The following is an 18,096-nucleotide window of genomic DNA, read 5'->3' on the forward strand; positions in this document are numbered from 1 at the left end:
CCGGGACGCGCCGCGTCAATGTACGTCGCGCCAATACTCCTTCTTCAGCAGCATGGCGAGGAAGGCGAAAAATGCCAGGAACAGCACCGTCCAGACTCCGATCGAGTGGCGCTTGAGCGCCGCCGGCTCGCCGGCATATTCGAGGAAGGCAGCGATGTCGCGCGCCGTCTGGTCGAACTGCTGCGGCGTCTGGCTGCCGGGCTGGCTGATCGTGAAGCCCTCGACCGGCCGGTCGCCGGCCGCGTCCTTCGGTCCGTACTTGGGCTGCTGCAACCCCTGCAGCTGCCACAGCGGATTGGGCATCGACACGTTCGGGAACTGGGTGTTGTTCCAGCCGACCGGACGGCTTTCATCCAGGTAGAAGGACTTGAGGTAGGTGTAGATCCAGTCCGGGCCGCGCACGCGCGCGATCAGGCTGAGGTCCGGCGGCGCCTTGCCGAACGCGGCCACGCCCATCTCCGGGGTCATCGCCGAGATCACGTGGTCGCCGAACTTGCCGCCGGTGAAGTTCAGGTTCTGCATCACCTGCTGCTCGCTCAGGCCGAGATCCTCGGCAATCCGGGCATAGCGCACGTATTTGAGCGAATGGCAGCCGCTGCAGTTGTTCATGTACAGCGCCGCGCCGCGCTGCAAGGACGCGCGGTCGTCGAGATCGGTGCCCGATTGCTGCAGGTTGCCGCCCTCGTTGGCCAGCGCGGCGACGCTGAGCAGCAGCCCGGCGGCCACGACCGCCATGCGGGACAGGAAGTTGTTAGTCATGCGTGGTCACCCGTTCCGGCACCGGCTTGGTCTTGTCGAGCTTGGACCACACCGGCATGGTGATGAAGAAGGCGAAATACAGGAAGGTCAGCACCCGGCCGATGATGGCCTCGACCGGGTCGGTGCCCGGGCCGGCGCCGATCTTGCCCAGCCACAGGAAGCAGACCACGAACACCATCAGCATCGTCCAGCTCAGCCAGCCGCGATAGCGGTAGGACTTGACCGGCGACTTGTCCAGCCACGGCACCAGGAACAGGCAGACGATCGCGCCGAACATCACCAGCACGCCCCACAGCTTGATCCCGAAGAACGAGGGGATCACGCGCAACATCGCGTAGTACGGGGTGAAGTACCAGACCGGCTTGATGTGCGCCGGCGTCACCAGCTGGTTGGCCGCGGTGAAGTTGTCGTGCTCGAGGAACCAGCCACCGAAGGTCGGCGCGAAGAAGATGATGAACGCCGAGATGCCGAGGAAGCAGGCAACGAAGAACAGATCCTTGACCGTGTAGTACGGATGGAAGGGGATGCCGTCGGCCGGCGCGGTGGGCGACCAGCGGTTGCCCTTCGGGCCCTTCTTGATTTCCACGCCGTCGGGATTGTTCGAGCCGACTTCGTGCAGGGCGAAGATGTGCAGCACCACCAGCAGCAGCAGCACCAGCGGCAGCGCGACCACGTGCAGGGCGAAGAAGCGATTCAAGGTCGCATCGCCGGGGTTGAAGTCGCCCATGATCCATTCGGTCAGGCCGCCGCCGATCACCGGGATGGCGCCGAACAGCGAGATGATGACCTTGGCGCCCCAGTACGACATCTGGCCCCAGGGCAGCACGTAGCCCATGAAGGCTTCGGCCATCAGCACCAGGTAGATCACCATGCCCAGCAGCCAGACCAGCTCGCGCGGCTTCTTGTAGCTGCCGTACATCATCCCGCGGAACATGTGCAGGTAGATGACGATGAAGAACATCGACGCGCCGGTTGAGTGCATGTAGCGGATCAGCCAGCCCCAGTCGACGTCACGCATGATGTATTCGACCGAGTCGAAGGCTTCCGCCGCGCTCGGCTTGAAGTGCATCGTCAGGAAGATGCCGGTGACGATCTGGTTGACCAGCACCACCAGCGACAGCACGCCGAAGATGTACCAGATGTTGAAATTCTTCGGCGCGTAGTACTCGGACATGTGCTTGCGGTAGGCCGGCATCATGCCCGGCGCGCGCGCGTTGACCCAATCCATGACGCCGTTGGCGGCGTCGCAGGCGAGCTGCGTGATCTTGTTGGTCATGGCTTACGCGGCTCCCTTGTGATCGACGCCGACCACGACCGTATTGTCGTCCGCGAAGTAATACGGCGGCACCGGCAGGTTCAGCGGCGCCGGCTGCGCCTTGAACACGCGCCCGGAGATGTCATAGCGCGACTTGTGGCAGGGGCAGAAATAGCCGCCCTTCCAGTTCGGGTCGAACGGCTCGGGCTTGATCTCGGCGTGCAGCTCGGGCGCGCAGCCCAGGTGCGTGCACACGCCGATCAATACCAGGATGTCCGGCTTGATCGAGCGGTTCTCGTTCTTGGCGTAGTCCGGCTGCTCGGACGCATCCGACTTGGGATCGGCCACCAGCGCGTCCATCTGCGGCAGGACGTCCAGCATGGCCTTGCTGCGCTTGGCGATGAAGATGGGCTGGCCGCGCCAGCCGAGGACCAGCTGCTGGCCCTCGGTCAGGGCGCTGATGTCCTGGGTCACCGGCGCGCCGGCAAAGCGCGCGCGCGCGCTCGGGCTCCACGACTTGATGAAAGGCACCGCCGCGAACCCCACGCCAACCGCCCCCACGACCGAAGTGGTCGCAGTGAGGAATCGGCGCCGACCGCTGTCGACCTCTTCGTTGGCCATCCTGTACTCCGTTGTAGCCTGGACGCAACCGGCACCATCGCGCCGGTACGCAATCTCGATCAAAGACACGCAAGTTTAACGGAACGTTCAGCGAACCGACAATCCGCCCGTTGCCGAAGCCGCCGCCGGGGCCAGCGCGCTGCGGTAGCGCTGTGCCAAAACGGCCACCCGCTGGACGTAGCGCTGGGTCTCGCTGTAGGGCGGCACCCCGCCATAGCGATCCACCGCGCCCTCGCCGGCGTTGTAGCCGGCGGCGGCCAGGGTCAGGTCGTTGTTGTAGCGCTTGAGCAGCCAGGCCAGATACTGCACCCCGCCGGCGATGTTCTGGCCGGCGTTGAAGGCATCCGTCACACCGAAACGGCGTGCCGTGCCCGGCATCAGCTGCATCAGGCCCTGGGCCCCGGCGCGTGAGAGCGCCAGCGGGTTGAAGGCCGATTCCGCATGAATGATCGCGCGCACGACCGCCTCTTCAACCCCGTTGGCCGCCGCGGCGGCGCTGATTTCGGCATCGTAGGCGCTGGTATTCAGGCGCAGGCTGCCGAAATTCACCCCCGGCAGGCTGCCGCAGGCATAGCAAGTCTGGATGTAGCTGTAGGCAATGGTGCGCACTGCCGCCGCCGGTACCCCGCGCGGGCGCACGCTGGTGTAGTTGCGCACGCCGTCGGCGCCGACGAAGGAATAGACCTGGCCACGCACCACCCGTGGGCCGGAGCTGGCAGGCGTCGGGGCGGGCGTTGTTGCAACGGCTGCTGCTGGCGGCGGGGCGGCGGCCGCGGGCGCCGTCGTGGCAGTCACGCCGGACACCGGCGCCACGCCACCGGCAGAGGCCGACATCGGGCTGGGCGCGGGGTTGTTCAGGTTGACGGGAACGGCCGTCGCCCGGGCGGCCGCGGGTCGGTGCCGCGGGCTCCGTTCTGCACGGAATCTGCTGACCACCTTGCACTGTGCCCCGGACACCCGCTTGCTGACGTAGCTGACGCCACCGTCCGCCCCGACGCAGCGGTACACCTGCCCCGCCCACGCCGGCATGACCAGCGCAAGCAGCACCCCGGCAGTGGCAAGCTTCCCCAACATGCGGCTGAGTGTCTGCCCTTGGACGCGGAATGGCAAGTCCTTGTTTTTTCGACACAGTGCCCGCCAGCCTCGGCCACAGCCGCTAAAATACCCGTTCACACCGGCCCGGACTGTCCACCGCGCCCCGGAAAATCCCCATGACCGACCTGCTTCCGCTCCCCGCCCTGCCCGCCGCCCGCCCGTCCACCCCCGGCGCAAAGAAATTCTTCATCCAGACCTACGGCTGCCAGATGAACGAATACGACTCGGCGCGGATCGCCGATCTGCTGGTCATCCAGGAAGGCATGGAGGAAACGAAGCACGTCGAGGAGGCCGACCTGATCCTGGTCAATACCTGCTCGGTGCGGGAGAAGGCGCAGGAAAAGGTCTTCAGCCAGCTCGGCCGCTGGAAGCACCTCAAGCAGGCCGACCGCCCGGTGGTGATCGGGGTGGCCGGCTGCGTGGCTTCGCAGGAAGGTGCCGCCATCCTCGACCGCGCGCCCTACGTCGATCTGGTGTTCGGCCCGCAAACCCTGCACCGGCTGCCGGAAATGCTGCACCGGCGCCAGGCCACCGGCCAGTCGCAGGTGGACATCAGTTTTCCGGAAATCGAGAAATTCGACCGCCTGCCGGAACCGCGCGCCGAGGGGCCGACCGCCTTCGTTTCGATCATGGAAGGCTGCTCGAAATACTGTTCCTACTGCGTGGTGCCCTACACCCGCGGCGAGGAAATGAGCCGGCCGTTCGCCAGCGTGCTCGACGAGGTGGCCGAGCTGGCCGCGCAGGGCGTGCGCGAGGTCAACCTGCTGGGCCAGAACGTCAACGGCTACCGCGGTCGGCTGGGCGATGGCGCCGACACCGCCGACCTGGGCCTGTTGATCCGCACCATCGCGCAAATCGAGGGCATCGGCCGGATCCGCTTCACCACCTCGCACCCGCTGGATTTTTCCGATTCACTGGTTGCGGCCTACCGCGACGTGCCCAAGCTGGCCAACTACCTGCACCTGCCGGTGCAGTCGGGCAGCGACCGCATCCTGGCGGCAATGAAGCGCGGCTACACCGCGCTGGAATACAAGCAGAAGATCCGCAAGCTGCGCGCGGCGCGGCCCGACATCTGCATCAGCTCGGACTTCATCGTCGGCTTCCCCGGTGAAACCGCGGTCGATTTCGAAAAGACCATGAAGCTGATCGCCGACGTCGGCTTCGACCAGAGCTTTTCCTTCATCTACTCGCGCCGACCCGGCACGCCCGCCGCCGATCTGGCCGATGACGTGTCCGGCGCGGAAAAGCACGCCCGGCTCGACCGTCTGCAACAGGACCTGACCGCACGCGGCGCGGCGATTTCGCAGGCCATGGTCGGCAGCATCCAGAACGTGCTGGTGGAAGGCCCGTCGAAAAAGGATCCCGACGAGCTGACCGGCAAAACTGAGAACATGCGCTCGGTGAATTTCCCGGCCCCAAAGCGGCTGATCGGACAGTTCGTGGATGTGCGCATCACCGCGGCGATGAGCAATTCGCTGCGCGGCGAAGTGGTGACGAAGTAGCCGGAAAGCCGTCGGCGCCTTCGGCAGCGTCACTCAGCGACCTCGTTCAAGCACGGGGCTTCGGCCGCAGCAGCATCTCGATCGCCTTGCCCACTGCGGCGAAGGCGAACGCGCCCGTCACATGGGTGGCCGCGCCGAGACCGGCCCCGCAGTCAAGCTTGAGCGCTTCGTCCTTGGCCAAGGCCGGGCGGGTCCCGCAGACGCGGCCATCGGCCTGCGGATAGCGCACGTTTTCCAGCGAATACACCGCCGGCACGCCGAAATAGCGGTCGTGGTTTTTCGGAAAATTGAATTCGCCGCGCAGTTTTTTGCGGATCAGCGAGAGCATCGCATCGTGCTCGGTGCGAGAGAGGTCGCGCACGCGGATCTGCGTGACATCGCTGCGACCACCGGCCGAGCCCACCGTGATGACGGGCTGCTTGCGCCGCCGGCAGTACGCGATCATTTCAACCTTGCTGCGGAAGCTGTCGCAGGCGTCCAGCACCAGATCCACCGGGTCGCCCAGCAGTTCTTCGAGGTTGGACGGCGTCAGGAACTTGGGCACCAGCGACAGCGCGATGTCCGGCTGGATGCCGCGGCAGCGCTCGGCCATCGCCTCGATCTTGCGGCGCCCGTACTGCCCTTCCAGCGCCGGCAGCTGGCGGTTGGTGTTGGACACGCACAGCTCGTCGGCATCGATCAAGGTGAGCTTGCCGATGCCGCTGCGCGCCAGCGCCTCCACCGCCCACGAGCCCACTCCACCGACGCCGACCACCGTCACCCGGCAAGCCGCCAGTCGCGCCAGCGCGCCGCGACCGTACAGGCGATCGATGCCGCTGAAGCGTTCGCTCATGCCCGCAGCCGGTGCGGTCACAGTACCTGCGACAGCCATCTCAGGTTGCCGGAAACTGTCCGGTTCATGCACAGTCATGCGTACTCCACGGGGAGACGATCGATCACCAGCAGGCGGCCCCGAGCCGATCCCGCCGAACCTGCGGGCAACGTCGAGTTTCGATGTCGCCTCGACCAGGACGCATTTTACTGGAGACCATGCCGTGTCCAGCGCCATCATCATCCATCAATGGCCTGTCAATAGTCTGCTTGTGCTGTTGCCCGCGCTGCTGGGCGTGCTGATTCCCGTATCGCTGATGCTCGGACTGGTCTTCTACGTCCGCCACCTGAACCGAAAGCGCGGCAGCGTTCCCGGGCCTGCGCGCGATCCGGGAACGGCGGCAACCGCGAACGTCGACGATCCCTACGCGCCGCAAAACCTGCCGCGACCCTCGGACAAGGTGCTGGCGCGGATCCGGGCCGGAGACACCCTCGAGGCGGCCCGGATGTACAAGCTCGAAACCGATCTCGGCCTGCTCGAATGCAAGCGCGTGATCCACTACTACGCCAACCACTGAACCCGGAGCCGCCGTGCCTGCCGTCAATCTCAACACCCAGCAGGATCGGCTGACCACGCTGACCGTGCTGCTTGAGCAGCTCTACCTGGAGCGCTTCCGCGGCGCCCCCATCGACGCGGTGAACGCGCTGGAGGCGGACAGCCTGCGCCGGCTGACGCCCTACGGCGACAATGCCCTGGAATTCGCACGCGCATTCCATCGACGCCTGCGCACCGACCTGCAACATCCACAAGGCGGCTGACGCTGGCACCCCTGTGCGGGTAGTGGATACGCGGATCCCGGTTGCAACCCGTGCTGCACTGCGCCATGCTGCGTCCAGCGCAAACTAGAGTCTTTGCTCCATGCCCGCGACCCGCGTCATCAAGAAATATCCGAACCGACGTCTGTATGACACGGAAATTTCCAGCTACATCACGATCGAGGACGTGCGCCAGCTGATCGTCGATGGCGAAACGTTGGAAGTGCGCGACGCCAAGACCGGCGAGGACCTGACCCGGCAGGTGCTGCTGCAGATCATCACCGAGCACGAGCAGGAAGGGCAGCCGATGCTCTCCACCCAGCTGCTGAGCCAGCTGATCCGCTTCTACGGCGACTCGCTGCAGGGCTTCATGGGCAATTACCTGGAACGCTCGATGCAGGTATTCCTCGAGCAGCAGCAGCAGTTCCGCCAGCAAATGGGTGGCCTGCTCGGGCAGACGCCCTGGACCCTGCTCAACCAGCTCACCGAGCGCAACATGGCGCTGTGGAAGGATTTCCAGCAGAACCTCGGCAGCGGCATGGGCAGCGCCACCCATCCCGGGCACGGTCGCGACGCGCACGCCGGCAAGGAAGGCCGCAAACCGCGCTGAGCCGGCTTGGCTGTCTGGTTGCGCGAATCATGTGGCTGCGAGCTTCCCGTCAGTCGCCGTTCACGCCGGCACCCGGTGCCTGCGGTTTGCCCGCGGTTGCGTGCAAGAGGAGTTGCTGGAAGCTCGCATCGGTACGGATCGGATCCCAGGCCGGATCGAGCTTCAGCATGATCGGCGCGTAATTGAGATTGACTCCGGGCACGGCGAACAATCGCGTGAGCAGCGGCACGGCCAGATCGGCGCGGCCGAGCTGCGCGTAGCCGACCGCATTGAGCAACAAGGGCGCAGTTGCCGCCAATTGATCCTGGCTGGTGCTGATGATTGCCTGTGACTTGGCAATCGCCGCCAGCGCAGCCTCGCGGTGTCCCAGCCCGACATCGGCCCCGGCGAGGTTGCTCCACACGAACGCCAGATTGACCCCGCGTTGGCCGGTCAACTGGGCATGCAGTTCCTCCAGCGCTTGGGCGTACAGCGGGGCCGCCCCGGCGAGGTCGCCCTGCAGCCGATGCAGATCCGCCAACTGCAGGGATTTGGGTGGATTGAGCCCCGGCTGGAAGTTTTCCGGGGTATCGGGAACGCCCTCGACTTCTGCCTGCGCTTCCCGGTAACGCCGCTGATACACCAGCAGGGTGCCACGCTGGAGCTGCATGTAGGGATCGTTGCCGCGCAACGGATCCATCGCCGCCTTCGGATCGCCGGTACTGAACAATATGGCGTTGGAAAGGAAAAACCGCGCGTTGAGGTTGTCGGGATCGATGCGCAGCGCCTGTTCGAGCCACTTCACTGCTTGCGTGAAGTTCCCGGCGATCAGATAGGTGTTGCCGAGTTCGAACAACGCGACGCTGTTGCGGGGATCCCGCAGGCGCACTTTTTCCAGCAACGCAGCGGCAGCCTCGGGGTCGCCGCCACGCCGCAGGACGAACGCGCTGGCCATCAGCGCATCGACATTGCCCGGTTGCAGTGCAAGGGCGCGGTCAAAGGCCTGACGCGCCGTCGCAAGATCGCCGCGTCCCCAGTAGGCGCTGTAGCCCTGCGCAAGCTGGGCGGCCGGCAGTTCCGGCGCCAGTTGCGCGGCGCGCTCCGCATCCAGCCGCGCCCGCATGTTCAGCTGATTCACGTCGCTGCCGCCGCCACCGAACCACGCCAGTTCACTTTCCACGTAGGACAGCCGTGCGATCGCCAAGGCGAATCCGGTGTCGTTCGCGATGGCTTGACGATACAGGTCGGCAGCCTTGGCAAGCTGCCCCGTGTCGTAATCACGATGCCCACGGTAAGCGAAGGATTCGGCGCGCAGGTACAGATCCAGCGCTGCCTTGTTGCGGGTCGGCGCTTGCGCCAGCGCCGCCGTTTCGCCGGGGGAAAGCCGCGTTTGCAGGGCATCGGCAATCTTCCCGGCGACCTCGCCTTCAACCCCGAAGACATCGTCGAGGGTGCGCTGGTAGCTTTCCGCCCAAAGGTGGCTGTCGTCCCTGCCACTGACAAGCTGCACGTTGATGAGCACCCGGTCACCGCTGCGCTGCACGCTGCCCTCGAGAACGGCGGCCACGCCAAGCTCGGCCGCGATCGCCCTGACGCTGGATGGATTGCTCTGATAGCCCTCGACCGAAGTTCTCGAAATGACCCGCAGACCGTGGATTCCGGCCAGCTTGGTCAGGATCAGGTCCTGCATGCCCGCGGCAAAGTACGCATTGTCCGCATTCCCCGACAGGTTGCGGAACGGCAATACCGCCACCGAGTGATCGAGCGCGGCCACCGGGGCCGGCGACGCATCCGGTGCGCGGGGCTGGAGAATCTGCCGCGATGCAAGCAGGACCACCGCGATGGCCAGAACCACGATGATCGCCAGATCCTGTTTCCGCGTGCTGGTGCGGGGAATCGACGCATCGGCGGCGATCTCGCTCTCTCGTTTCAAACCAAGCGGCGTCAGTTCATACACCCACGCCAGCACGACCCAGACCGGAAACCCGAGCGCCGCTGCCAGCAGGAACCAGCGCACGATCGCGTCCGAGCCGCCCAGTGCCGGTGCCAGTTGCGCGATCCCCTGCGCCAGCGCCCAGACGGCCCCCGCATAGAACACGACCGCCCGCAGCACGTTCCGGCGCCGCAATTCCGCAAACAGTCGCTGGATATCCATGCGCCTGAAGCGCCGCAATGCGCGGCGTCAGTTCGGCAACGCCGGCGTCGGCGTTGGCTGCTTGCAGAACCTGGCGCGGTACTGCTCGGCCTTGGGCATCAGTTCCTCCAGGTGCTGGATCCGGGTGCCGGCGCTGGGGTGGGTGGACGCGAACTCCGGCGGCGCGCCGCCGCCGGACGTCTGGTCCATCCGCTGCCACAGCGGGATGGCTTCGTGCGGATCGAAGCAGGCGGCGGCGGCCAGCATCAGGCCCAGTTCATCGGCCTGGGTTTCCTGCGAACGCGCATAGGGCAGCGCGCTGCCGAGGCCATAGGCCGACATCACCGTCCGCAGCGTGCCCTGATCCATGCCACTGGCCGCACCGGCGGCCTGGCCGATCTGCTCCAGGCGCTCGCGGGTCATGCGCTGGGCGCCGTGGCGCAGCAGCGCGTGCGAAATCTCATGGCCCATCACCACCGCGATGGCGTCATCGTTTTGCGCCACCGGCAGCAGGCCGGTATAGACCGCCATCTTGCCGCCGGGCAGACAGAAGGCGTTGACCTGGTCCGATTGCAGCACGTTGACGTCCCAATCGAACGATTTTTCGATGTGGCTGGCCTGCATCTGGTGCTCGGCGGCCAGCGCGTCGGACACCTCGGGGATCACCGTTATCAGCCGCTCGGCGATGGCGCGTACCTGCCGCGACGCCTGCGCGTCCGCGGGCAAGGGGCGCTCCTGCTGCAAGAGCTCGCGCCAGGCCTGCAATCCCAGCGCTTTTTCCTGTTCGGGCGAGATGCTGCGGTCGATCATCACCGTCTGCCCGGTCAAGGGGTCGACGCTGCGGTTGGAGTACCAGTACCAGCCCGCGTACAGCGCGAACAGCACGAGCACCCAAATGCGCAGTCCGCCGCGACGGCGTCCGGTTGGAATCTGGTTCATCGCATCCTCCAGTGAATGGACGCAGAGTGCCGCAGCGGGCGCGATGCGTCAAAGCTGGCGCACCAGCCGGAACCCGATCCGCGAATTGGTGATGTCGACCCCACCGGACACCCGCCAGGCCGAGCGCAGCTGGTCCGGTCCGCTGGCCCAGGAGCCACCGCGGTACATGCGGGTGCGGCAGCCGGGGTTGACCCAGGCGGCGCCGTTGGCAGGCGCGCGTCGGTAGCCTTTGTGCCAGCAATCGGCCACCCACTCGCTGACGTTGCCGCCCATGTCGAACAGGCCGAAGGCATTGCGCGCGAAGCTGCCGACCGGCGCCGGACCCCACCAGCCATCGCCGTAGCTCGGGAAGGAATTGTTCCAATGCAGCCCGCGCGGGGACGCATCCTTGCCACCGGCGAAGTTGTCGACGCCTGCCGGCGGACCGCCATTGCCCCAGGGAAAGCGCCCCTGCCCGCCGGATCGCAGCGCATATTCGAATTCGGCCTCGCTGGGCAGGCGGTAGTGGGCGTCGGTCTGCGCCGACAGCCAGGCCGCATAGGCCTCGGCATCCCAGGCCGTCACGTGGACCACCGGCAGGTTGCCGGCTGCGGGCTGGCCATCGTAGCCGGAGCGCCAATCCACCCCGCTGACCCTGGCGAAGTTGCCGCTGCGGACGTCATAGATCATCGAATGGCCGCGCTGGCTGGCGCGGGTTGCATAGCCGGTTGCCTGCACGAATCGACGGAATTCCGCCACCGTGATCTCGTGCCGCGTCATCGCGAAACCACGTTCGAATTCGATGCGATGCCGGGGCTGTTCATCTGCCGACGCACCCGGTTCATCGGCAGCGGCACCCATCATGAAGCTGCCATGGCGAAGCACCACCAACGATGGGGCACGGCTGCCGTCCGGCATTTGATCACTGAATACTTCGCCCGGATAAAACAGGCCGTAATGGCTGACCACGTCGATCCGCTCGCGCAGGACGACGGCGGCGCGGTCGCCGGGACGGGCAATGCGCAGCATGTCGACCAGCCGTTCGCGCGCAAATTGCAGGCCCGCCGGATCGGCCAAGGCCATCATGCCGGCATCGCCCAGGCGGCGGATGCTGTCAGCCCGCGTTGCCTCGACCCGGGCCTTGGCCACCGCCAGCGTCCGCGCGTCATCGCGCACCCGCCTGGCGCGTTCCAAGGTCATGCCAGCGGTGTCGAAATCACCCGCCAGCGCCTGCGTTTGCGCACGCGCAATCAGTACCGCCTCCACCGCGGCCATCCCCTGGCCGGCGCCGATTTGGGCCGGCCACAGCGCCTGCGCAGCGCGGAAACTCGCCAGCGCCCCGCCCGGATCATCCAACCGTCCGGCGCGCAGCAGGGCAAAGCCCCTGGCAATCATGTCGAACGCGCGCTCGGCTCGATCGACCCGCTCCAGATACTCCTGGACGTCGTGATCCGCAGGCCACAGCAAGCGCAGCACGGTGCCCATGCGCTGGGCGTAGCGCAGCGAGGCAGGATCTTCGCTGGCGCCCAGCGCGGCGTTGGCCTGGGCCAGCAGCGCGCTGCGCGCCTTGGCCAACAGCGGCCCGTCATCCGGGTTGTCCGGCTGCAGCTTGCGCAGCGCCAGCAGCAGCGGGATGGCCGAATGTTCAGTTTCGAACAGGTCGCCGTTGGCCAGCGCGCGGCGCGCCTCGGCCCGCGCCCGCGCCGGGTGCTCGATCTTCACCTCCGGCAAGCTCCAGCTGAGCACGCCGGCCAGCGCATCATCGCCCTGGATGCTGACCTCGCCTTCGCTGCGCGGCGCCGGTGCCACCACGCCGGCAGGCGCTGCGGCCACCGGCTTGGCCGCCGGCTTGGCCGGCGGCGCCGGATCGCGCCCGCAGGCGACAAGCAAGGCGACCATCGCAATCAACGGCACGCGTGTGCGCAAACGTCCACTCCGGCAACGACGCACCGCTGACCGGTGCACTGGGTGACGTTAGGGCATGGACCCGTCATCGGCAACCGCGACGCCCGCATAATGTGCGGATGACGCACTGGATCAACAGCCCCGACACCCTGCGCGAGCGCCTTGCCAATCCGCCCCGGACGGTTGGTCTGGATACCGAATTCATCCGCGAACGCACCTATTGGCCTCAGCTGGCGCTGGTGCAGATCGCGCTTGGCCAGGATGGCACCGCGGCCGCAGCCGACGAGATCCTGCTGGTCGATGCCTGTATCGATGACATGGCCGCCGCGCTGGCGCCGCTGCTGACCAACCCGGACGTGGTGAAGGTGATGCACAGCCCCAGCGAGGATCTGGTGGCCTTCCAGCACGCCTGCGGCGCCTTGCCCACGCCCCTGTTCGACACCCAGGCCGCCGCCGCGCTGGCCGGAATCGGCGCCGGGATGAGCTACCAGAAGCTGGTGCACGCACTCACCGGAACCGAATTGGCCAAGGGCGAGACCCGGTCGGACTGGCTGCGTCGCCCGCTCTCACCGGCCCAGCTCGACTATGCCGCCGATGATGTTCGCCATCTGCACGTCCTGCACGCGCAGCTGCAAGCCACACTCGATGCCAGCGGCCGCAGCAGCTGGCTGGACGAAGACAGCACGCGCCAGCTGGACGCCGCGGCCGACCCGGATCCGGACCCGTGGCCCCACCTCGGCCTGCGCAGCGCGCGCTTTCTCGATGCCGACGGCCAGCACCGCCTGCTGCGACTGCTGCGCTGGCGCGAACTGCAAGCCCGCGCCAGCGACCGCCCGCGCGGCTGGATCCTCGACAACGAATTGGCGGTCACCCTCGCCCGCCGCAATCCGGCCGATCGCAGCGCCTGCGATGCGCTGCTGGACGCCGCGCCCAAAGCCCCGCGCGGCCTGCGCGAGGCCCTGTGGCATGCGCTGGCCACGCCTCTTCCCGACGAGGCCGCGGCACCGCTGGCGAAGGACGACGAATCCGACCGCAAGCGCTTGCGCGCGCTGCAGGAGGCCGTGGCCACGCTGGCGGCCGAATTGCAGCTGCCTGAGGGCGTGCTCGCCTCGCGCCGGATGCTCGAACCCTTGCTCAACGGCGCGGGCTGGGCCGGCGCGTTGGCCGGCTGGCGGCGCCGCCTGCTGGAACCTCGGCTGGCGCCATTGCTCGACCCTTGAGCGTCGCGCGGCGCTCCCGAATGCGTGGATGACCGAGCACCTTCAGCGTCGGGAACCCGTCGCCACAGCGCAGACAGCGCCGCCGCGTGCTTCAATTCCAGTCCAGCCACGCCCGTTGCGTCCAACCGACCCTGCCCTCGTGAACACGTCCACCAATCCGCTCGCTGCCCTCTGGCGCCCGCCGGCGCTGCTGAGCGTGGTCCTCGGCGGCGAGGCGCTGGCTGCGATCGTCGCGCTGGCGGCGGCACAGGATGGCGATCGCCTGGTGCACTTTGGCCTGGCCTCGCTGTGCGTGCAGTGGGTGGCGATCGGCACCCTGTGCGCGCTGTATCTGCTGCGCCGCCCGCTGGGCCGGCTGCCGCCGCTGCGGCTGGCCTGGGTCTGCCTGATGCTGCTGCTGGGAATGAGCCTGCTGGTCGCCGGTGCGGCGTGGAGCGTGATCGAGTTGAGCGGCACGCCCGCAGGCAGCCGCCTGAGTTTCGTGCTGCGAATGCTGGGGATTGCCTTGGTGGTCGGGCTGGTGGGCCTGCTGACCTACCAGAATTACTGGCAATCGCGGCAGCTGGTGATCCGCGCAAAACAGTTGGAACTGGAAGCCCTGCAAGCGCGGATTCGCCCGCATTTCCTGTTCAACACCCTCAACACCGGCGCAGCATTGGTGCACCAGCGCCCGGACGAGGCCGAACGGGTGCTGCTGGATCTGGCCGACCTGTTCCGCAGCGCGCTGCGCGGCCCGCGGCAGATTCCGCTGGCCGAAGAACTGGCCTTGACCCACCGCTACCTCGAAATCGAGGCGCTGCGTTTCGGTCCGCGGCTGCAACTGGACTGGAAAGTGGCCGACGATCTGCCCGACATCACGGTGCCTTCACTGTCGATCCAGCCGCTGGCGGAAAACGCGATCCGGCACGGCATCGAACGTCTGGCCGACGGCGGTTGCGTGGAGGTGGAGGCGCGGTGTGCGCCGGAGGGCGTGGAAGTGATCGTGCGCAACGACCTGCCGGCCACCGGCAGCGGCAGCGGCGGGCACGCGGTCGGATTGACGTCCGCGCGCCAACGCGTCGTGGCCCTGACCGACGGCCGCGGGCGGATCGACGCCGGGGTCGAGGACGGGCGGTTCGTGGCGCGGCTGTGGCTGCCGGTGCGCCCGGCGGCCAGTCCTCAGAGCGCCTGATAACCCAGCGTCGCCAGCACGTGATCGGCCAGGGTTGCCGCATCGGCATCCCCGGTATGCAGGTGCAGCTCCGGTGACTCCGGCACTTCATACGGCGAATCGATGCCGGTGAAGTTGGCCAGTTCACCACGTCGCGCCTTGGCGTAGAGACCCTTGACGTCTCGGCGCTCGGCTTCCGCCAGCGAGGTGTCGACGTAGACTTCGAGAAACTCGCCCGGATCGAACAGCGCACGCGCCATCGCCCGTTCGGCGCGGAACGGGCTGATGAAGCTGACCAGCACAATCAGGCCGGCGTCGGTCATGAGCCTGGCCACCTCGGCCACGCGGCGGATGTTCTCGACGCGATCCTCGTCGGTGAAACCCAGGTCCTTGTTGAGACCGTGGCGCACGTTGTCGCCATCAAGCAGGTAGGTGTGCTTGCCCAGCGCCAGCAGCTTCTTTTCGACCAGGTTGGCAATCGTCGATTTGCCCGCGCCGGACAGGCCGGTGAACCACAGGCAACGCGGCGGCTGGTGCTTGATCGCGGCGCGCTCGCCCTTGTCGACGTCGAGGTGCTGCCAGTGGATGTTGCCGGCACGGCGCAGCGCGAATTCCAGCGTGCCCGCCGCCACCGTGGCGAAGCTCTGGCGGTCGATCAGGATGAAACCGCCCAGCGCGCGGCTGTCGGCATAGGCCTCGAACGGGATCGGCTGGTCCAGGTGCAGATTGCACAGGCCGACTTCGTTGAGCTCAAGGTGCTTGGCGGCCAGTTGCTCCTGGGTGTTGACGTCGACTTTGTGCTTGATCTCCGTCACCGAAGCGCCAATCGTGCGGGTGCCGATCTTCAGCAGGTACGGGCGGCCCGGCAGCAGGCGCTCGTCGCCCATCCACAACACATGCGCGGCGAACTGGTCGGCCACTTCCAGCGGGCTGGCGGCGGCCGCGATGACATCACCGCGACTGGCGTCGATTTCATCGGCCAAGGTCAGGGTGACGGCTTGCCCGGGGCCCGCGGATGGCAAGTCGCCATCGGCGGTGACGATCCGCGAGATCTGCGAGCGGCGACCCGAGGGTTGCACCAAGATCGCATCACCGGGCGCCACGGCTCCGGACACCACCGTGCCGGCAAAGCCGCGGAAATCCTGATTCGGACGGCATACCCACTGCACCGGCAGGCGGAACGCCGCCTCGGTGTCGTGGCGGTCGATCGGCACCGTTTCCAGCAACTCCAGCAGCGTGGGACCGGTGTACCAGGGCGTGCGCCCGGAGCGGGCGATCATGTTGTCACCCAGCAGCGCCGACAGCGGCAGGCAGTCGACGTGGGCGATGCCAAGGTGCGCGGCCAGCGCGCGGTACTGGCCGCAGATGGCGTCGAACGCGGTCTGGTCGAAGTCGACCAGGTCCATCTTGTTGACCGCGAGCACGACCCGATTGATGCCCAGCAACTTGACGATGTAGCTGTGGCGACGGGTCTGGGTCAGCAGGCCCTTGCGCGCATCGACCAGGACCACGGCGACATCGGCGGTGGAGGCGCCGGTGGCCATGTTGCGGGTGTACTGCTCGTGGCCGGGGCAGTCGGCGACAATGAACTTGCGCCGCTCGGTGCCGAAGAAACGGTAAGCGACATCGATCGTGATGCCCTGCTCGCGCTCGGCGGCGAGGCCATCGACCAGCAGGGCGAAATCGATTTCGCCGTTCTGGGTGCCGAAGCGCCGGCTGTCGGCCTCCAGCGCGCTGACCTGATCGTCCAGCAGCAATTTGGTGTCGTGCAACAGCCGCCCGATCAAGGTGCTCTTGCCGTCATCCACGCTGCCACAGGTGATGAAACGCAACAGGCCCTTGGTTTCGTGTTGCTGGAGATAGGCCGCGACGGCCGTCGCGGCCTCGGGATTGGGGATTGGTGATTGGTGATTGGAAGAAGACGGCGCGGCAGCACCTTGCTCTTTCGAATCACGAATCACGTCTCTCGAATCACGGATCGTCATCAGAAATACCCCTCCTGCTTCTTCTTCTCCATCGAAGCGGACGGGTCCTGGTCAATCACCCGGCCCTGGCGTTCGGAGGTGGTGGCGACGAGCATCTCGGCGATGATCTTCTCCAGCGTGTCGGCCTCGGATTCGATCGCGCCGGTCAGTGGATAACAGCCCAGGGTGCGGAAACGCACCTGCTTTTGCATCGGGACTTCGCCGGCGTGCAGCGGCAGGCGCGCGTCGTCGACCATGATCAGGGCGCCGTCGCGTTCGACCACCGGCCGAGTGCGTGCGAAATACAGCGAGGGCACCTCGATCCGCTCGCGGAAGATGTACAGCCAGATGTCCAGCTCGGTCCAGTTCGACAGCGGGAACGCGCGCACCGATTCGCCCTTGTGGATGCGCGCGTTGTACAGGTTCCACAGTTCCGGGCGCTGGTTCTTCGGATCCCAGCGGTGGTGGTCGTTGCGGAACGAGAACACCCGCTCCTTGGCCCGCGACTTCTCCTCGTCGCGCCGCGCTCCGCCGAGTGCGGCGTCGTAACCGCCCTGCCGCAAGCCATCGACGAGGGCGCGCGTCCGCAGAAGCCCGCAACACTTCGCCGTCCCCAGGTCGTAGGGGTTCGCGCCGCCCGCGATCGCCTCTTGATTCGTATACACCCGCAGTTCCGCCCCAATCTCGCGGGTGAAGCGGTCGCGGAACTCGATCATCTCCGGGTATTCGTACGTCGTGTCGATGTGGAGCAGAGGGAAGGGAATCCGTCCCGGATGGAAGGCCTTCCTTGCCAGATGAACCAGCACGGAGCTGTCCTTCCCAATCGAGTACAACAGCACCGGCTTCCGGAACTGAGCCGCAGTTTCGCGCAAAATGTGAAGACTTTCGGCTTCCAGCGCTCGCAAGTGAGACAGTACGGGCAACACTTCCGACAGGATACCCCATCTGCCCATTCCCTATCAACATAATACAGTTTGCCGTTGTGGTTCTCCTCCTGCCGGGTCCTCCTTCAACGCAGAGAGCGCCGCCGGGGATCTCCCCAGGCGGCGCTCATCCGGCCCGTTGTGGCTCGAAAACTATTTGATTTCTTCGCTTTGCGCGTTCGCCACCTCGGCGCTCCACTCCTGCCGGATCACCAGGGTCTGATCGGAGTAAAACGTACGCCGCCCGCTCGAATTGAAAGCCACCGGGACGGCGGTCACGGTGTAGCCCTCCGCCGCTGCCGCCAAAGTGAAGCGGTATCCCGTCTTTTCCCCCAACGCCAGGTCGCCCGGAATCAGATCCGCCGCTGCCGGACCCGCCGTCGCGCCCTCCGCCGGACCCAATTGCGTGAGATTCTCTGCGAACCGTCCAAACTG

At 66.7% G+C, this 18,096-nt stretch carries 17 protein-coding genes; 6 read left to right on the forward strand and 11 right to left on the reverse strand.

The window, feature by feature from the left end:
* Positions 1-15: 15 nt before the first annotated feature.
* From M9902_RS11460 to M9902_RS11475, 4 genes are all read right to left on the reverse strand, one after another.
* A complete protein-coding gene (locus M9902_RS11460) occupies positions 16-759 on the reverse strand; it encodes a cytochrome c1 (protein WP_297223132.1) in 744 nt (247 codons plus the stop codon).
* Positions 752-2,035: a cytochrome bc complex cytochrome b subunit gene (locus tag M9902_RS11465; RefSeq protein ID WP_297223134.1), complete on the reverse strand. Its 1,284-nt coding sequence runs from the start codon at positions 2,033-2,035 to the stop codon at positions 752-754. The genes M9902_RS11460 and M9902_RS11465 overlap by 8 nt, the downstream gene beginning before the upstream one ends.
* 3 nt (positions 2,036-2,038) lie before the next feature.
* Positions 2,039-2,635, reverse strand: a complete 597-nt coding sequence (gene petA / locus M9902_RS11470; protein WP_297174128.1) for a ubiquinol-cytochrome c reductase iron-sulfur subunit — start codon at positions 2,633-2,635, stop codon at positions 2,039-2,041.
* A gap of 87 nt (positions 2,636-2,722) precedes the next feature.
* Positions 2,723-3,709 carry a lytic transglycosylase domain-containing protein gene (locus M9902_RS11475; RefSeq protein ID WP_297174131.1) on the reverse strand — a complete coding sequence of 329 codons (987 nt, stop codon included), beginning with the start codon at positions 3,707-3,709 and terminating at the stop codon, positions 2,723-2,725.
* 137 nt (positions 3,710-3,846) lie between these two features.
* Between M9902_RS11475 and miaB the strand changes: the two genes are divergently transcribed.
* Positions 3,847-5,232 carry a tRNA (N6-isopentenyl adenosine(37)-C2)-methylthiotransferase MiaB gene (miaB, locus tag M9902_RS11480; RefSeq protein ID WP_297223137.1) on the forward strand — a complete coding sequence of 462 codons (1,386 nt, stop codon included), beginning with the start codon at positions 3,847-3,849 and terminating at the stop codon, positions 5,230-5,232.
* 46 nt (positions 5,233-5,278) lie between these two features.
* On the opposite strand, the gene M9902_RS11485 is transcribed toward miaB, so the two are convergent.
* The gene (locus tag M9902_RS11485) at positions 5,279-6,064 is read right to left on the reverse strand and encodes a tRNA threonylcarbamoyladenosine dehydratase (protein ID WP_297174139.1); all 786 of its coding nucleotides are present in this window, start codon (positions 6,062-6,064) and stop codon (positions 5,279-5,281) included.
* 202 nt (positions 6,065-6,266) lie between these two features.
* Here M9902_RS11485 and M9902_RS11490 point away from each other — a divergent pair, with 202 nt between their 5' ends.
* The 3 genes from M9902_RS11490 (at position 6,267) to phaR (ending at position 7,468) form a co-directional block, all read left to right on the forward strand.
* Complete coding sequence (locus tag M9902_RS11490) at positions 6,267-6,620, forward strand: hypothetical protein (protein WP_297223140.1); 354 nt, start codon at positions 6,267-6,269, stop codon at positions 6,618-6,620.
* A 13-nt stretch (positions 6,621-6,633) separates the two neighbouring features.
* Positions 6,634-6,861: a hypothetical protein gene (locus M9902_RS11495; protein ID WP_297174144.1), complete on the forward strand. Its 228-nt coding sequence runs from the start codon at positions 6,634-6,636 to the stop codon at positions 6,859-6,861.
* A gap of 100 nt (positions 6,862-6,961) precedes the next feature.
* Positions 6,962-7,468: a polyhydroxyalkanoate synthesis repressor PhaR gene (gene phaR / locus M9902_RS11500; RefSeq protein ID WP_297174147.1), complete on the forward strand. Its 507-nt coding sequence runs from the start codon at positions 6,962-6,964 to the stop codon at positions 7,466-7,468.
* A gap of 49 nt (positions 7,469-7,517) precedes the next feature.
* On the opposite strand, the gene M9902_RS11505 is transcribed toward phaR, so the two are convergent.
* The 3 genes from M9902_RS11505 to M9902_RS11515 are packed head-to-tail and all read right to left on the reverse strand — an operon-like array spanning position 7,518 to position 12,398.
* Entirely contained in the window at positions 7,518-9,602 is a 2,085-nt protein-coding gene (locus M9902_RS11505; RefSeq protein WP_297223142.1) for a tetratricopeptide repeat protein, read from the reverse strand.
* A gap of 27 nt (positions 9,603-9,629) precedes the next feature.
* Positions 9,630-10,520: a M48 family metallopeptidase gene (locus M9902_RS11510; RefSeq protein ID WP_297223144.1), complete on the reverse strand. Its 891-nt coding sequence runs from the start codon at positions 10,518-10,520 to the stop codon at positions 9,630-9,632.
* A gap of 48 nt (positions 10,521-10,568) precedes the next feature.
* Positions 10,569-12,398, reverse strand: a complete 1,830-nt coding sequence (locus M9902_RS11515; RefSeq protein WP_297223146.1) for a formylglycine-generating enzyme family protein — start codon at positions 12,396-12,398, stop codon at positions 10,569-10,571.
* A gap of 125 nt (positions 12,399-12,523) precedes the next feature.
* Here M9902_RS11515 and rnd point away from each other — a divergent pair, with 125 nt between their 5' ends.
* Entirely contained in the window at positions 12,524-13,624 is a 1,101-nt protein-coding gene (rnd, locus tag M9902_RS11520; protein WP_297223148.1) for a ribonuclease D, read from the forward strand.
* A gap of 139 nt (positions 13,625-13,763) precedes the next feature.
* A complete protein-coding gene (locus M9902_RS11525) occupies positions 13,764-14,795 on the forward strand; it encodes a histidine kinase (protein ID WP_297223150.1) in 1,032 nt (343 codons plus the stop codon).
* On the opposite strand, the gene cysN is transcribed toward M9902_RS11525, so the two are convergent.
* From cysN to M9902_RS11540, 3 genes are all read right to left on the reverse strand, one after another.
* Complete coding sequence (gene cysN / locus M9902_RS11530; RefSeq protein ID WP_297223152.1) at positions 14,783-16,759, reverse strand: sulfate adenylyltransferase subunit CysN; 1,977 nt, start codon at positions 16,757-16,759, stop codon at positions 14,783-14,785. The two genes, M9902_RS11525 and cysN, sit on opposite strands and share 13 nt — an antisense overlap.
* The gene (gene cysD / locus M9902_RS11535; protein WP_297223154.1) at positions 16,759-17,691 is read right to left on the reverse strand and encodes a sulfate adenylyltransferase subunit CysD; all 933 of its coding nucleotides are present in this window, start codon (positions 17,689-17,691) and stop codon (positions 16,759-16,761) included. The genes cysN and cysD overlap by 1 nt, the downstream gene beginning before the upstream one ends.
* A gap of 123 nt (positions 17,692-17,814) precedes the next feature.
* A partial coding sequence (locus M9902_RS11540; RefSeq protein WP_297223156.1) for a hypothetical protein occupies positions 17,815-18,096 on the reverse strand: 282 nt, incomplete at its 5' end.

Source organism: Thermomonas sp. (assembly GCF_023953935.1).
GTDB lineage: Bacteria > Pseudomonadota > Gammaproteobacteria > Xanthomonadales > Xanthomonadaceae > Thermomonas.

Coding starts and splice junctions, on each gene's coding strand:
- M9902_RS11460 (WP_297223132.1), bottom strand. CDS start 759: ATGACTAACAACTTCCTGTCCCGCATGGCGGTCGTGGCCGCCGGGCTG.
- M9902_RS11465 (WP_297223134.1), bottom strand. CDS start 2,035: ATGACCAACAAGATCACGCAGCTCGCCTGCGACGCCGCCAACGGCGTC.
- petA (WP_297174128.1), bottom strand. CDS start 2,635: ATGGCCAACGAAGAGGTCGACAGCGGTCGGCGCCGATTCCTCACTGCG.
- M9902_RS11475 (WP_297174131.1), bottom strand. CDS start 3,709: ATGTTGGGGAAGCTTGCCACTGCCGGGGTGCTGCTTGCGCTGGTCATG.
- miaB (WP_297223137.1), top strand. CDS start 3,847: ATGACCGACCTGCTTCCGCTCCCCGCCCTGCCCGCCGCCCGCCCGTCC.
- M9902_RS11485 (WP_297174139.1), bottom strand. CDS start 6,064: ATGAGCGAACGCTTCAGCGGCATCGATCGCCTGTACGGTCGCGGCGCG.
- phaR (WP_297174147.1), top strand. CDS start 6,962: ATGCCCGCGACCCGCGTCATCAAGAAATATCCGAACCGACGTCTGTAT.
- M9902_RS11505 (WP_297223142.1), bottom strand. CDS start 9,602: ATGGATATCCAGCGACTGTTTGCGGAATTGCGGCGCCGGAACGTGCTG.
- M9902_RS11510 (WP_297223144.1), bottom strand. CDS start 10,520: ATGAACCAGATTCCAACCGGACGCCGTCGCGGCGGACTGCGCATTTGG.
- M9902_RS11515 (WP_297223146.1), bottom strand. CDS start 12,398: ATGGTCGCCTTGCTTGTCGCCTGCGGGCGCGATCCGGCGCCGCCGGCC.
- rnd (WP_297223148.1), top strand. CDS start 12,524: ATGACGCACTGGATCAACAGCCCCGACACCCTGCGCGAGCGCCTTGCC.
- cysN (WP_297223152.1), bottom strand. CDS start 16,759: ATGACGATCCGTGATTCGAGAGACGTGATTCGTGATTCGAAAGAGCAA.
- cysD (WP_297223154.1), bottom strand. CDS start 17,691: ATGGGCAGATGGGGTATCCTGTCGGAAGTGTTGCCCGTACTGTCTCAC.